The 15,495-nt window shown below is 61.3% G+C and carries 12 protein-coding genes; 6 read left to right on the top strand and 6 right to left on the bottom strand.

The features are described from left to right. From ACN0RJ_RS22845 to ACN0RJ_RS22820, 6 genes are all read right to left on the bottom strand, one after another. Positions 1-5,234: Ig-like domain-containing protein (locus tag ACN0RJ_RS22845; protein ID WP_417725799.1), on the bottom strand; the 5,234-nt coding region annotated here is incomplete at its 3' end. A 498-nt stretch (positions 5,235-5,732) separates the two neighbouring features. Then, a complete protein-coding gene (locus ACN0RJ_RS22840; RefSeq protein ID WP_417725798.1) occupies positions 5,733-5,945 on the bottom strand; it encodes a hypothetical protein in 213 nt (70 codons plus the stop codon). Positions 5,946-6,387: 442 nt separating this feature from the next. Beyond that, a complete protein-coding gene (gene repC, locus ACN0RJ_RS22835) occupies positions 6,388-7,659 on the bottom strand; it encodes a replication initiation protein RepC (RefSeq protein WP_417725797.1) in 1,272 nt (423 codons plus the stop codon). 284 nt (positions 7,660-7,943) lie between these two features. Next, positions 7,944-8,285, bottom strand: coding sequence for a hypothetical protein (locus ACN0RJ_RS22830; RefSeq protein ID WP_417725796.1), 342 nt, complete (start codon positions 8,283-8,285; stop codon positions 7,944-7,946). 551 nt (positions 8,286-8,836) lie between these two features. After that, positions 8,837-9,112, bottom strand: a complete 276-nt coding sequence (locus ACN0RJ_RS22825; RefSeq protein WP_417725795.1) for a hypothetical protein — start codon at positions 9,110-9,112, stop codon at positions 8,837-8,839. A 244-nt stretch (positions 9,113-9,356) separates the two neighbouring features. After that, positions 9,357-9,527 carry a hypothetical protein gene (locus ACN0RJ_RS22820; protein ID WP_417725794.1) on the bottom strand — a complete coding sequence of 57 codons (171 nt, stop codon included), beginning with the start codon at positions 9,525-9,527 and terminating at the stop codon, positions 9,357-9,359. 124 nt (positions 9,528-9,651) lie between these two features. On the opposite strand from ACN0RJ_RS22820, the gene ACN0RJ_RS22815 reads away from it, so the two are divergent. From ACN0RJ_RS22815 to ACN0RJ_RS22790, 6 genes are all read left to right on the top strand, one after another. Further along, on the top strand, positions 9,652-10,314 hold the full coding sequence (locus ACN0RJ_RS22815) for a lytic transglycosylase domain-containing protein (RefSeq protein WP_417725793.1): 663 nt from the start codon (positions 9,652-9,654) through the stop codon (positions 10,312-10,314). Then, positions 10,311-10,631, top strand: a complete 321-nt coding sequence (locus ACN0RJ_RS22810) for a TrbC/VirB2 family protein (protein ID WP_417725792.1) — start codon at positions 10,311-10,313, stop codon at positions 10,629-10,631. The genes ACN0RJ_RS22815 and ACN0RJ_RS22810 overlap by 4 nt, the downstream gene beginning before the upstream one ends. 52 nt (positions 10,632-10,683) lie before the next feature. Next, the gene (locus ACN0RJ_RS22805; RefSeq protein WP_417725791.1) at positions 10,684-10,965 is read left to right on the top strand and encodes a type IV secretion system protein VirB3; all 282 of its coding nucleotides are present in this window, start codon (positions 10,684-10,686) and stop codon (positions 10,963-10,965) included. Then, positions 10,955-13,327, top strand: coding sequence for a type IV secretion system protein B4 (locus ACN0RJ_RS22800; RefSeq protein ID WP_417725790.1), 2,373 nt, complete (start codon positions 10,955-10,957; stop codon positions 13,325-13,327). The genes ACN0RJ_RS22805 and ACN0RJ_RS22800 overlap by 11 nt, the downstream gene beginning before the upstream one ends. Positions 13,328-13,531: 204 nt before the next feature. Next, positions 13,532-14,656: a lytic transglycosylase domain-containing protein gene (locus ACN0RJ_RS22795; RefSeq protein WP_417725789.1), complete on the top strand. Its 1,125-nt coding sequence runs from the start codon at positions 13,532-13,534 to the stop codon at positions 14,654-14,656. Further along, positions 14,653-15,471: a type IV secretion system protein gene (locus tag ACN0RJ_RS22790; protein WP_417725788.1), complete on the top strand. Its 819-nt coding sequence runs from the start codon at positions 14,653-14,655 to the stop codon at positions 15,469-15,471. The genes ACN0RJ_RS22795 and ACN0RJ_RS22790 overlap by 4 nt, the downstream gene beginning before the upstream one ends. Positions 15,472-15,495 lie beyond the last annotated feature (24 nt).

Below are 15,495 nucleotides of genomic sequence, written 5' to 3'. Positions count from 1 at the left end.
CTGTCGTTGCCGTCGCCGCCGATCAGCGTATCGGCACCGTTCTCGCCGCGCAGGGTGTCGTGCTGGCGGCCGCCGAATATCAGGTCACCGAAATCGCCGCCGAAGATCAGGTCGTCGCCATCATCGCCGCGCAGCGTGTCCGACCCGATGCCGCCATCGACCGTGTCGGCCCCGCCCCCGGCGTTGATGGTGTCGGAGGCTCCGCCGCCGCTCATACTGTCGCGACCAGCCCCGCCAAAGAGCAGATCGGCGCCGGTCCCGCCGATGAGCAGATCTCCACCACCGTCGCCGTAAAGCCTGTCACCGCCGGCTCCCGCATCTAGTGTATCGAAACCGGAGCCGCCACGGAGCAGATCATCACCCTCTTCGCCAAGGATTGAGTCGGCACCATCGTTGCCGCTGATCGTGTCGTTACCAAGGCCGCCGAGCACGGTGTCGTTGCCCTCGACACCTTCTATCTCGTCGGGCCGGGTCGTCCCTTGCAGCGTCAGGCCGCTCGTGTCACCCACCAAGCGCAGTGTCAGCGGCTGGAATCGCAGCGTACCTGAGTCGTCCTCGATAAGTACGTTCCAGTGGGTGACTGCCGTTTCGCCCTTCGGCAGCATGTTCTCAGGATCGGAGTAGGTGAACAACATCTCGCCGCCTTCGAAGACAGTGAGCGTTCCGTAATCGGTCGCGATGTCGAGCCGGCCATTAACCGTTTGTCCATTGAACTGCACGATCCTCAGACGGAAGCCGGTGTCGTTGTCCAGAATATTGGTGCGGAAGCTACCGTTCTCCTCCAACGCGGTGACGTCGTCCGCCGTAACCTCGAAAGGAATCGGCAGCACGATGTCGACGTTCTGACCAACGAGCCGGAAATCGCCCGTGCCGATGATGTTCTGGGGAAAGAATACCGAAAGGTCCGTGCTGCCGTCTCCGGCCAGTGCGACAGGGACAAGATCGAACAGGGCTTCGTCGTAGGTATCCGCGATCATGCCAACGTCCAGGGGCGCGCCTCCCAGGGTGCCTGCGGCGTTGACCACCTGAAGGGCCACATCGACCTCTCCATCGGAAAAACGCACCCAGCCCACGGCAAATCCCCCGTCAAGCAGCGCCGTGGTGTCATGACCGAAGGCGAAATCCGAGATGGTGTCGATTGCGATTTCCTCGCCGCGCGGGCTGCCCGCAGCGTCGAAGATCCGAGCCTTGATCCCACCGGTGCTGCCGCTGGCGTCCCAAGTCACGACGAAGCCGCCTTCGGTCAGGGCGGTGATCTGCGCGCCATGGCCGCCGACGTCGGAAATCCCGGCCTCCACCGGGCCCGACACCAAGCTGCCGCTTTCGGTCATCTCCATGAGCATGAGCGTGCCGCCAACCTGCCAGGAAATCACAAGCGTGCCGTCCGCCAGTTGCGTGGCCGAGGGCTCCGTCTCGGCGCCGGCTGTGCCGGGAAGGTCGACGGGTGCGCCCACCGCTTCGGAGTTGTCGTCGAAACGCTGCAGGAACAGATCGTTGTTGGTCGTGCCGGTATCCGTGTCCGTCCTGCGCGCAATCAACACATAGCCGCCACCCGAGAGTGCGGCGAGCGCCGGGTCGGCGAGAGATCCGATGGCCGTGACCTGGTTGCGCCCGTGTTCCGGCCCGAAGAGCAGATAGCTCGCCACGCCGAGTTGGACGGGGCCCGGAGCGGCAGACGCATCGGTCCAAGCGGCCGCCCACCCCCCGCCCGACAGGGCGATCACCTGCGGGTCGGCCTGGTCGAAACGGGTCGAGAGCGGCAGGTCGTAGGGGGCCAGGAAATCCGATCCGTCGTCATTGAGCACCTGCCCGGTGACACCTGTCCCCGATCCGTCGGCGCCGAGCGTCGCCCAGACCAGTGCGCGGCGGTCATCGGTCCGCTCCACCACGCTAGGAGCATATGCCAGTCCTGCGGAGGCATCGCTGACCACATAGGTCGAGCCCGACAGATCGATCAGGGCTTCGTCGTCGCCCTCGATCAGAACGTCTATGGTACGGGAAGCCGTGCCGTCGAAGCTGGTGACCGTCACCGAGTCGATCGCGAATTCGCCACTGTCGAGGGTAGCAAAGGCCGCGCTGTCGAGATCGACCTCGTAGCTCCATGTCCCGGTAGCGCTGACGCTGAAGGTGCCGTAGTCGCCGGCTAGCGCAACCGCGTCGGGCACTTGCAGCCGGTTCTCGCCCCGATTGGGGTCGGTCACGATGATGTGGCCTTCGGCCGACAGATCCGGTCCGGCCTCTTGCACGCTGCCCGAAAACGCGCCCGAAAGCACCGCGTCGACGGGGGACTCGGTGACCTCGATACTCACGATGCCGGTTGCTTGGTTACCGTCGGTGTCCTCGACCACGTATGTAAACCCGCCCTGGCCAACGAAGTCGTCCGCTGGCGTGAAGACGACCTGCCCCGAGGCATCAAGCATGACCGTACCGCCGAGCGGGTCGATCACGTCGAGAATACCGGTCAGCGGTCCGTCATCGAGATCGTTATTGAGTAACGTCGCCGGTTCGATGGTAAGAACTGTCCCCGTCTGCGTCGAAAGGTGGTCGGTCACCAGTTGCGGCACCTCGGGCAAGGTCACGGCGCCGTTCTCGAAACCGTAGACGAGGTAGATAATGCCGTTCCAGCCGGTGATAAGGATGTCGTTCACCCCGTCTCCGTTGACGTCGCCGCCGCCGCCGATCTGGCTGGTGCTGTCGCGCTCACGACTCTCGTCGAGCGAGAATCCGCGCAGCCCGTTCAGTGCCGTGATGTCCAGCATCGCCGGGTAACCCACTTCGGAACCGAAAATGACATAAGCCGTGCCGCGTCGGTCCTGACTGTCTGCATCCGCCGTGCCATAGGCAACGAGGCCGATATCGTCGACGCCGTCGCCATTCACATCCCCCAGAGCCGCAAGGTTGCTTCCCAAGTCCGCGCCCGCGGGGGCGCCACCGATGGTGAAGCCCCTCGTCCCATCCAGCGCCGCAAGATCTACCCCGCTCGCAAGCCCGTCCGCCGCGCCGAAGACCACATGCACGACCCCGCCCCCGTTGACGCCGGCATCTTCCTGCGTGATGGCGAAATCATCGTAGCCGTCCGCGTTGATGTCCCCCACGAAGGTGAAGTCGAAGCCGATGCCGGTGCCGTCGATGCGGATCCCGTCCGACGTCGACAGGGTATCAAGGTCGATTGCCGTTCCGGGGGCCGCGTCCCGGCCATAGATCATGAAAATGGCGTCCCCGGTCGACAGCAGCAGGTCGTCCATACCGTCACCATTGATGTCCCCGCCGGTGCTCATCCGGTTGTTAAGGTCATCTACGCTCCCGCCGAGGATACGCAAATCAGCCTGCGCCGTGGTGCGTGCGCCGAAGGTGCCGCCGGTGCCGTAAAAAATCGCGACCTCGCCCGCGCTGCTGCGCCCGAGCGGATCTGCGGAACTGCTGACGAGCACGACATCGTATTGCCCGTCACCGTTGATATCGGTAGCGGAACCGCCGGTGTAGCCATAGAAATCGTTGACCGCAGCCCCGGTGATCGACCCTACCTGGCCCGAACCGGCGCTGTCGAGGGCCAGTTCTGCCGGCCAGCTCAGACCGCCTCCGTAGACGATGTGCAGACGGCCTTGGTCGTCGCTGGCATCGTAGCTGGGATCGGCGATGCCGAAATCCGGGATGCTGTCGCCGTTGATGTCGCCGAGGGCCGTGATGCTGCTTCCGAGCGCGCTGTTCTGCGACGGCGCCGGCATGCGGAATCCGAAAACGCCATCGAGGCCCACAAGACTCACCGCGTCGGTGTATCGCACGAAGGTCCCGACATCCTGCCCCCGCACCGCACCATCGAAGCCGTCGGAATTTCCGAAAAGCAGGTAGCTGTCCTCTCGGAAGTAGACATTGTATCCGCTGGGCTGGATCAGCCGACCGCCGATCAGGACATCGTCCAGCCCGTCGCCGTTGACGTCTCCGACGATCTGCGGAGCACCAAAGGTCGCCGTGACACTCGAGTATTCCCCGACGAGGAACTCCCCGGTCACACCGTCGAGGCCGCGCAGCGAGACGAAGGGCGTGAGGGCGGACACTTCGACCGAGACTTGCGCCGTGTCGGTGCCCCCTGCCCCGTCGCTCGTTGTGTAGATGAATCCTGCCGTCCCGGTGAAGGCTGCGTCAGGCGTGAAGAGGATCGTGCCGTCGGACTGCAGCGTGACAGTGCCATCGGTGGCACCACCCACGCTCTCGACACTCAGCGCATCGCCGTCGATATCCACGTCATTGCCGGTCAGCTCCGCCTGCGTGATCACCTGCCCCCCGCCGGAGCGGGCGCCGGTGATCCGGTCGTCCTGGGCAATGGGCAGATCGTTGACCGGGGCAACCTCGACCGTCGCAGTGGCTGTACGCGTTTCCACCCCGTCGGACACCGTGAACGCGAAGGTGACAGGCCCGTAGTAATCCGGCGGCGCGGTCACGCTGACCGTACCGTCACCGTTCAGCACGACATCCCCGAAATCGGCGAGGCCCACCGAAACAAGGGAAAGCGAGCGTCCATCGTCGGTTGTGGCGCCGGACAGCAGATCCGCTTCGGTCAAGGTCAGCGCAACGTCCTCGTCCGTGCCGAACGTCGCGTCCGTGACCTCGAGGACCTCACGGGTGTAGGCAAAGGTCCAGGCGCCATCGATACCGGTATTCCCCGTCAACCCCGGCAGGTTCGCCGCATTGCCCGCGGTCGGGATCTGGTAGGTAAAGTCGCCGAAATGCACCCCGGCGACGGCATTGACGGAGTAGCCACTGCTCTCGACATTCTCGTATCGCACGACAACCTGAAGATCACCCGGCTCGCCGTTATCGAAGAGTTGCACCTGGAAGCTTGCGGTGGCGGACGGGCCATTGAAACCGTAGTAGCCGACATCAAGCCAAGTCACGGTCACGACATCGCCGATTGTGTCGATGTCGACGAAAATGTCCGCCTCGCCCATGTTCATGAGGTCGGTCCAGAGCCCCGCGATGATCGGCGTGGTCGCGTTGGTCACGCCATCGTGGTAGTTGTGGAAGCGGTAGGAATTGTTGCCGAACCCGATGAACCCGTTGGTACTGATCAGGAAGTCAGACACTGCGGAATAGCTCACGTCATAGAAGTGGAACCCGTTCTCGAAGACCGCCGATACATCGACCCGGATCTGCAGGTCGTCTCCGGAAGGAAGCCGGATCTCGCCATATCCGGCAGGGCCGCCAAGGCCGGTGACGAGCGTGTTTGAATTGATCACTGGCAAAACGATTACTCCGTAAAACTGGCGTTCATACGACTAACAAGTCAGGACCCACCGAACAACCGGAGCGCTATCTACCCACCGGCCGAGGACCCGTGCATACCGACCGTATCGGCATATTCACATTCTCGTGAGTGAGAAAGTTTGGGCCCGGACGCGGCTCCTCGGCGATTTCGGGCGGGATTCCGCGAATCATCCGGTGCTCCTTCTTCGAAATCCGTCCGACTGATTGTAGGCAGCGGTCTAAGGTTTGCGTTCCCACCAAACAGGGTCACCGCGCGGGATCCGGGATTGGTGAGTCAGGCGACTTGTAGCCGCAGGCGACGGGGAGTGGGACCAAGCGAAAGTCTGAGATCTTCCGGCAACCTGATTGGCAAGGCTTCAAGCCGCATTTCACAATACCCCGCAACTTTGAACGAAGAAATTTAGACACTCACGTGAAAGCATCCGAGGCCCAAGACCGTTTCACGCCCGAACAGAATTGGCGACCTCAACTCATAAGCGTTTCGAGGAAGGCTTGGCGCCGAAGAAGCGACGAAGCTCTCCGACCGTCAAGCCGGTCAGCGAAGCGACCTCTTCTTTTGGCAAAGCAATGTCGGCCCACATGAGGCCTGCCTTTCCGAGGGTTTCAAGCTTCATGTGTTGTCGTGGTTCTTCCTCGACCGGCGAGGTCTCCTGTTCGTAAGCCGAATGGTTCGTGCGATTCATGCTCTTCCTCTTTCTCGACTGACACCGCAATCACACCGTCGGCTGCCTTCAGTGCCACACTCATTTGCGTCGCGCCGGAAATAACATTCTCGCATGGGCTGTATTCAAGACAAATCAATCAACCTGCGCAAGAACTCGCGCAAACCGATAAAACAAGAACATGCGCGGCGTGTCCGGGAAGAGCCGCAAGACCGTTGTCCCGATACCGCGTCAGCCAGTCGAGAGCGGCGTGCCAGCCGGGACCTGCGTGTGACATCAAGAAGAGAGGCGACCTGCTGGGGGCGCCTACGGATCCCGGACTGAGCGATTGCTATGGTCCAGACATCAGCCATGGGACGGACTTCGCGCGGGCCAAGGTTTCAGGCTGGCAGACCGTCCGCACCTGCCGCTCAGTCAGCGCGTTTTTTGCAGTCCGTGATTCATGGTGGTGCGCTTTAGACTATCAGCCTCCAATTGAGCACTCTTGAGACCTTGGCCGCCTCTTGGACATGGACAATCCGATGAGCCCGCCGACAATATTCAGTTTACCTTCTTGGTACCGCCGGGTCATACCCCGAAGGTACCCCCCCGGGCTGAGGATCGGTTGCTCCCCGTTGCTGGCCTTGGCGTCGGTGATGAAGACGCACCAGGTCGCATTCTCTTCACCCATTTTTTGCACAGCATCATTCCAGGCAGACTGGCTTATTCCGAGTTCTGGCAGCCGGCACTGAGCTGCAACGCAAAAGTCATGCAGATGCAGACTGGACCAGCCCGCGCGGCCTTGCCTTCGCATATCGAGGTAGAGCCGCATGTTCTCTGAGGCGAGCGGAATGAAGGTCTGGATCGGGATCTTGGTGAGGATTTCAGACTTGTGCGCCGCGATCATCACCCGATCATACCTTTCTCGGCAGGAAAGGTCGCCGCCCGACGAACCGTCTTGGAGTCTCGGACGCACGGGCATGTCCGCCCTTCGACCATCAACGCTGACGTTACAAAGTACTTCGTTAGAATCTTGATTTGTATCTTGTATATAGGACCGCTCGTTTTCATGCGATCCGCCGCTCGTTTCAGATGGGACATGCAGCAGATCAAGCGCAGAGATGCAGAGCGCGTCGGCCTCGGCGACATGTCTCTCCAGATCCGCCACGGGCATCCGGTGTAATTTGTCCGCGCTCGGCCAGTCCGAGATGGCGTCTGCAATGGCGCGGACTTCTCCGCTCGACCCACGCAGTGCGATGAGCTCGGCAAGGCAACTTTTCACATGTTTCATGTGGATGCTGCGGAGACCGCGCAGCTTGGCATGATGCCTGCGATCTGCCTCGAGCTGCCTCCTCAGGACCAGGAACTCCTGGCACCTTTCGATTGCAATGGAAAAGAACGCGCCACATCCCGAGAAACCCGAGCGCGCGCCGTTACCCATCGTCCGCTTTTCGATCAGCCCGGCCGCAACCAACTGGGCCTCGTGGGCGCGGATCCGGCTCGGCGTGACCAGTCGCTTCTTCGCAATCTCGGACTGCTGGAGATAGCAGCATGGTTCGTCCTCACCGGTCTTGAACTCCCTCGGGCGGGTTGCCCCGATCATAATGCGAAACGTCGCAAGGGCGGCGCTCCCAACCCCAAGAAGGGGCGCAACCATATCAATCAGCGCAACGAAGCCGTCGCGCTCCATACCTTGGGGCAGGGATGGAAAGGATGCCCGTTGTCGGGCGGGTGAAATGACTTCAGCCACATGCATCTGTTTTTCCTCGTCTGATAATGCGAGGCGGCCGCAGACAAAATTCACGTATTCGCACAGGTGCGTTTTTTCTTGTCTGCAGTGGGGGGAGGCTGATAGAGTCGCAAGTGAAGGTGCTTGCTTCAGGGTTTGCAGACCCTGGCTCTATGAGCTCTCCCCCGCTGAAGGTTGCCGCCTTCGCGGGGGCTTAATTTTTCTGGGTGATCGTTCTCTCCTTTCCTTATGAACACCTGTCCCGACCGGAAGTTTTGGTGCCTTTGGTCTCGACAATGGCCGCACACTCGCTAGTAGTCCACCTGCTCGTAACCGTAGTTACTCTCGTAATCAGACCAGTCCACGAAGACTGATCGCCGATAGATGTTCGGGCAATCCCGTCCCCAGCCCTCATTTCCTGAATAGGCATCAGGCAAGGCGGAGGGATTGGAATTTCGCCAGTAGAAATCCCCCTGTTCGCCATATCGACCGATCCGAACCCGACTGGACCTGCGGCACTCTCCATCGTCGCCTCCACTCTCGCGTTGACGCATGTACTCGACGCTGTAGACCCGGATTGATCGTACAAAATCAAAAGCCGGATCACTGATATCGATGTCGGCAATGCCGTTCCCGGTCGAGTAGTCTGCCACTCTCTGCAACGGGTCCCGGCGGAGCATCTCGCCTCCCCGCAAGATCTTCCGGGGAACGTGGAGTGACGCGCTCGACGGGACGGTATTTTCAGTTGAGACGTCTGCTCCCACGTCTGTCAGAGGAACCGGTCGAAGCGGAGTCCCCGGTTCGCCAAAGGCTATGTCATGAAGACGTGGGGCAAGGGCGTGCGTCGGATCAGCCTTGTAGGCCATGCTCATCGGGCATCGCCAGATCTGAAGCGGTGGCTCCACCGGCCACGGCGTAATCCGGCGTATGAACTCGGCCCTTGCCGCTGAGCAAGGCGCGGATGCGGGCCACCCGCCGGAAAGGCACAGAAGGATTGCGCAGTCGACCTGGTAGGCATGGGCCGACCGCGATGTCATGGCCGCTCCCCCGGAGAGAGCGGCCACAACAGTCGCAGCGATGCCCAGTAGCCGTTTCATTCTCTCAAACTCCCATTGACGATTGCGGACAACTAATCACATCACTAATGCATGCGTCCAGTCACTAGCGATCTCGATACATCATTAATCGACACACAGAGGTCGAACTATTGGTTACGCAATTTCTCGTAGGCCTTGAGCGCTGCGTTGATTTCCTCCCGGGCAGTCTCCCGGGCTCTCTGAAGGCACTGCAGGTATCGCTGCGCCCGAGTGAAGTAGTCCGAGAACTCCATGCCCAGTTCATCGCGGTATTCGTCGATCACATTCGATGGCAAGTCGGCATGGGGCGCAGGGGGCGGAACACAGTCCAAAGCCGTGGTTTGTGCCACGGCGCCGTCCACAAGGATCATCGCGGCCAAGGCTACGCCAAGTACCCATGTCATTCCCTGTTGTCTCCTTTTCGGGACTCGGTCGCAAAGAAGGACCTCGCAGCCTCAGGTCCGAACTGGTCAGCCAGGCAACACCAAACACAAGATCACTATTGATATCAATTATTATTCATAATGTTTGATAGTTATGTCTTGAATCAAGACATATTTCCCGCTACCCCAAAAGTGTGTAAGCCTCCTCTCCGTCACTCGACACATCGAAAGGCTCATAGGGCGAGGCCAACAAATGAGAGAAGTTTCACCAGTGATTACGCTTGCGGGACTGAGGGAAGCCCTGGAAGCCGGAGGAACAGTCGAAGTTGAGTGCGTTGAGGCGCCCGAGCGCCTGAGCAACCAGTATCGAGCCGCGTGGAAATTCTACGTGCTCGCCGAGGTCGAAGGCCAAATGCACCGACTGCTTCTTGTCCACGGCAGGGACATCAAGGCGAAGACCATCCGAACGCTTACAGGACTGTATTCGTTCGGTCTGGACCTGGGCATCTCCCCCATTTCCGTTCCGCGTCACACTGGAGAGCGCGCGGTCTGGAAAGCCTATGAGGACACTCGAAAAGACTAGAATACTCTGCGCTGTTGTCGCATTTGCGGCAACAGCGCCCCCGGCACACTCCGAGGTCATCGATCTCGGCTCCCCAAGGGGCACCGGGCACGTCTCCTCTTCCGTGCTCGATTTCGGGAAGCCGCGGGAAATCCCCCGTGACGCTGCGCCGGCAAAGACACACCGCGCAGCAATCTCGCCACCGCGATCCCTTGCGCTCCGCCACGGGACCACAGAGGTCGAGCGTCTGATTTCCACGGTCGCGTATGAACATGCGCGCCATCCGGGTCTCCGCCGGGTCGGTATCTCGCCTGTCGAATGGGTTGCTCTGTTCCGGGCCAACATCGCCATCGAGAGCAATTTTCGACAGTCCGCACACTCGCAGACAGGGGCGATCGGCCTCGGACAACTCATGCCGGGAACTGCGCAATTCCTGGGCGTCGATCCGTACGATCCGCGAGAAAATCTCGAGGGATCCGCTCGCTACCTACTCATGCAGCTTGAAAAATTTGGATCGGTTGCGCTGGCCCTCGCCGCCTACAACGCCGGTCCGGATGCCGTCGCCCGGCATCAAGGCATCCCACCTTACCGGGAGACAAGAGGGCACGTTCGCAAGGTGCTCGACGTCTACTTGGCAACCATCGGCAAGGAAAGCACATGACCAATCTCACGAAAAGACTGTTGAACAGGCTGACCGCCCTGAACTGGAAAGGGCTGGCCTACCTGCTGCCCGTCTTCGCAATCCTCGCCGATCCCGCCATGGCGCAGAACCTCGACCCGCTAGAGACCATGCTCGACACGGTGGTCGATGCGCTGACCGGGCCGATCGGGCGCCTGATCGCGATCCTCGCCGTCGTCGCGGCGGGCTACATGATGTTCACAGGCCGCCTGAACTGGCCACTGTTCCTCGCCATCTTCTTCGGCGTGGTACTCGTGTTCTCGGCTGCGACCATCATCGACGGATTCGCCACCACGTAAGGCCGAAAGGCCTCCCGGCCATCCGGCCGGGAGGCCTTTACCGCTGGAGAGAATGCTGATGCAAGAGAACCCACTTTTCCTCGGTCTGACACGCCCTCCAAAATTCTTCGGCCTGCCAGTGGGGTATTTCATCGGCCTGGCCCTTGGCACGGTGATCCCGTTCGTCGGCCTCGATGACATTCGGTTCCTCGCAATCGCCGTGGTCGCCTATCCCCCGCTGTGGCTTGTCGCAGACCGCAATCCGCGCCTGTTTGAGATCGTCGCCGGGGTGTTCTCCACCACGCCGAGGACAAAAACCCACACGTTGAACGGAGGCGATCTCTATGTCTCGTAACAGGCTCGCGGCACTCTTCGAGGAGAGTACCGTTCTGCGCTCCGTGCTCCCCGAGAGCTTCTTTGTCGAAGAGGCCGTCGCCCGGCACCTTCCCTACCTTTCAGCAAAAGAGGACGATCTGATCATGACGCGGCAAGGCGATCTGCTCGCGTCTGCCGTGATCGGGGGCATTGACAGTTTCACCGCCGAAGCGTCGGAAATCGAAGCGCTCACGCAGGGCTTCGCACGTCTTGTCGGACAGTTCGGCGAGCGGTTCGGCTTCTACGTAAACAAGATCACGATCCCTGCGAAACTTGACCTCGCCTCCTTCGATGAGGACGGTTTCGCCGCAGAGATCGACCGACACTGGAGAACCGCAATCAGGAACAAGGATCTGAAGCGCAGGGTCCTGCTGTTGACCGTGGCCATGCGGCCAAGCCCTACCCAGAAGATGGGACTCGGCAAGGCCGTCAAATCCACCTTCGAAGCGGACCTCGCGTTGCGCAAGGATCGGATCACCGAGGCCATGGGTCTCCTGCAAGCCATGTATCACGGGGTTGGGTTCCGACGGCTCCGCGTCTCGGGTGGAGAATGGCTGGGGTATCTCGGCACGATCCAGGGCCAGACCTTTCAACCGATGCATGGGCAGCCGGGCCAGTTTCTCTCGGTCTCTATGACAAACGCCCAATATCACTTCAACGGCAAGCGCTTCACGATCGACAACGGCATGGCCTGGCGGTTCGGAGCAATCTTCGGCGTGAAATCCTGGCCGAACAAGACGCTCCCCACCGTCCTGGATGCGCTGGAGTTGCCCTACGACATCGTCATCACCAACAGCTTCACGCCAGTCCGCAACAACGAGGCGGAGGAGAAGATCGCGCGCACCGCCCGGCAGATGGGAGCGACAGAGGATTCGGCAAGGTCGCTTCGCGACGGGCTCTACGAACTTCTCGATGACATCGCCTCTGCACGTGCTGTTCTGGGCAAGCACCAGTTGACCGTCATGGTGACCGCGGACAGCGAGAAAGATCTCGAGGAAGCCGCCTCCGAAGTCTGGCGAGCCGGCCAGGAGTCGGGAGCGACGCTGGTGCGTGAAAGCTTCGCCGCCCGCGCGATGTTCTACAGCCAGGCCCCCGGAAACTGGCGCTACCGGCACCGGGCAACCCTGACCACATCGAACAATTTCGCGGATTTCGCAGCGTTCCATGCTGCAGCACCTGGACGGGACCGAGAGAAAAGTCCGTGGGGCGAGACCATCACGGTCCTGCCCTCGATCTCCTCCTGCCAGTACCGCTTCAACTTCCATGAGCCGGGAACACGGACCGCCGAGCCCTCCGGCGGGCACACGCTGGTACTGGGCCGTCCCGGCTCCGGAAAGACCCTCGGCACCGCCTTCCTCATGGCACAGGCCCGCCGGGTCGGGGCACGGATTGTGGTCTTCGACAAAGACCTCGGGCTCGAAATGGCGGTTCGCGCCATGGGCGGCACCTACAGCAGCGTCCGGATCGGCCAACCGACCGGGTTCAACCCCTTCCTGACGGAGACGGACAGCCGGGGAGCGGCATGGCTCACGGATTGGCTGACCGACATCCTGTCCCGCACCAACCGCCCACTCGAGACCTTCCAGACGGTAGCCCTGAATGACGCGATCCGGCGTGTGGTCTCGGCCGAGCCCGGTCTGCGCAGCTTCTCGGCATTAGCCTCCGCCGTGAACCAAACCGACGATGAAGGCGACCTGGTCTCCCGCGTACGGGAGTGGACCGCAAAAGGGCGCTTCGGCTGGCTCTTCGACGAGGGAGCCGAGGAGGGCATCGTGATCGGCGAGGACGTGGTCGGCATCGACATGAGCGAGATCCTCGACCTCGGGACCGAACGGGCGGCGCTTCTGGCCTACCTGTTCCGCCGCATCGAACGCGTCGTCGAGGACCGTCATCCGACCATTCTCGTCATTGATGAAGCATGGAAGATGCTGAATGACGAGATGTTCCTGAAGCGCCTGCAGGAATGGCTCGTCACCATGCGCAAGAAAAACTGCGTGGTGATGATGCTGACCCAGACTCCCGGGCATCTGGCACAGTCCAGCGTGGGCGCGATCATTTCCGAAATGGTATCGACGCAGATCCTGTTTCCGAACCCTGCGGCTCATCCCGAGGACTACCGCATCCTCAAGCTCAACGATCGCGAAGCAGAATTCGTCTCCCGAAGCGCGGGCGGGCTGCGTCTGGCCCTTGTCCGGTCCGCTGGCGACAGCCTCTTCGTAAACTTCGATCTATCCGGGCTCGGCCAGAAGATCGTCACTGTCTTGGGCGGCGGCGCGAAGGGCGAGGATCTGGCTCCGTTCGGTTGGAGACACAAACGCGACTTCTGGAAGGACATGGCATGAAGAAGATCCTCGGTATCGCAGCCCTGACGCTGGCCGTCGCCGGGTGTGCGGAGAGTGTCTCGACCGGACGCAAATCGCCCTGCGCGGGATCGTTCCGGAAGGACGGGAGCTACACCATCGCGCCACCAACCGTCGCACGCGGTGCCGTGGTCAGCCGGAGCACTACCTCCCCCGGCGCAATGCGGCTTGTTGCGGGAGGTGGGGATGACTGCCAGTTCGCCCGTCTGTAGCCCCGCGCATGTGGCTGTGGTGGCGACTATCATCATCCTGGTCCCGGCGGGCTCCGCCATGGCGCAAGGCATACCGATCATCGACGGTTCGAACCTGGTCAATACGATTTCCCGACTCTCGGAAGGAACGCGGGATCACGCCAGCCAGCAGGAGAAACTGGGAAACCGTACGGAGCAAAGCGAACTGCATCAGGATCAGCTCGAGGCCTATGAACGCTTCCTGGAGCAAACCACGGGCATCACCAATGTCTCCGGGTTCGAAAACGGTGCCGGTGGGCTGCCCTCGGCGGACGAAACCTATCCCGTGTCGGAAGAGGATAGCACCAATGCGCAACGCCTCTTTGGCAAGGATGCCAGCGTCGAACAAATGATCATCCGGACGGCGGCAAAGTACGAAGGACATACCGGCGTCTCGGCAGCAGGCCTAAGCCCGCTGACTTGGCGCATCCTGTTCCAATCGCTCATCAAGCAGGAAAGCCGCTTCAACAACGCGGCCGTTTCGCATGTCGGCGCTATGGGCTTCTGTCAGCTCATGCCCGGCACGGCATCAGATCTCGGTGTTGACCCGCGTGATCCTTGGGAAAATCTCGACGGCGGCGCACGCTACATTCTGACCCAGCTCGACAGGTACCATCGCATTGACTACGCCCTCGCAGCCTACAACGCCGGCCCTGGGAATGTCGATAAATACGGGGGAGTGCCGCCGTTCGATGAAACCCGGAACTATGTGCGCCGGATCAGGGGCTACTACGACGACTACCTGAGCCTCATCACCGGTAAGGATCAGACCGGTACGCTCGCCGGGGTCGATGGAGCCTCTGCCCAATGGGGAAACTGGTCGGATGCCTCGATGGACTATGCCGGAGAGGTGAACGCCCAGATTAACCGGTCAATGGCACGCATCCTTGGGCTGCTGCAGACGCAACCGACAACCGAGAAAGAGGCTGTCGATCATAACACCTACATGATGGCCGAACGCGCCCGGCTGATGGCACTGACGCTACGCCTGCGGGCCGCTCAGGTGAAAGTAGAGGCCGCCCGTGGCCTGACGGACGCGGCCCAAGGGCTGCAGTACAGTGATTTCTGGGAGTACAGATGATGAGATGGACCTTCGGAGCCCCCCTCCGCAGCCTTTCCTTGGCCGTTGGCCTTGCCAGCGCCTCCAGCTTCCCGGTCCACGCCCAAGGCGTGCCGGTGATCGACAGCTCCAACCTCGCCAAGAATGTCGAGCAGCTCCAGCAGGCACTGCAGGATGCCGAGAACCAGATCGAACAGATCCGGCAGCTCAAACGGCAGATCGAGCTCCAGATGGAGCAGATCAGCAATCTCGAGTTCATCGCCGCCTCGCTGTCGGGCCTCAATGATATCGCCATGCTGTACAACAGCGCCGAGGACCTAAGAGATCGTGCCGCGAAAATCACGGACTTGAGTGGCTTTGCCGATGCCCTGGCGCTCGGGGATTTCGACGCACTGCTCGATAATCTCCTCGATGGCAACGTCACGATGGGGGAAAAGCGCGCGGCGGAGCAGATGCAGGACACGCTGGCAACGGCAGGTTTGACCCCGGACCGGTTGTCAGCGCTTTCGTCTTCCGAGAACTCCAGAGACAACCTCATCGCAAAGACGGCGGGCACCAGCGCGACTGCGATTGCCGCCTCACAGCTGTCTTACGAGGAAGCCGAAACGAGCCTCGAACGCGTGAACGGTCTCGTCGACGAGATCGCCAACCAGGAGACGCTCAAGGAAAGCGTGGACCTCAATACCCGGATGGCAGCCGAAACGAACTTCATACTCGGACAGATGTGGCGTCTCAACGCGGCCGCGGGTCTCGCGCAGGGACAGTCAGGTGTCAACTGGGCCGCAGAGCAGGCCAAGGAACGCAGCTTCTTCGACTATTCCGGGACCGCTGAATAGGCGGAGCCCTCCACCGCAACCAAG

Source organism: Salipiger sp. (assembly GCF_048261495.1).
Classification (GTDB): Bacteria; Pseudomonadota; Alphaproteobacteria; order Rhodobacterales; family Rhodobacteraceae; genus Salipiger.
This window is presented reverse-complemented; position numbering and strand designations above follow the sequence as displayed.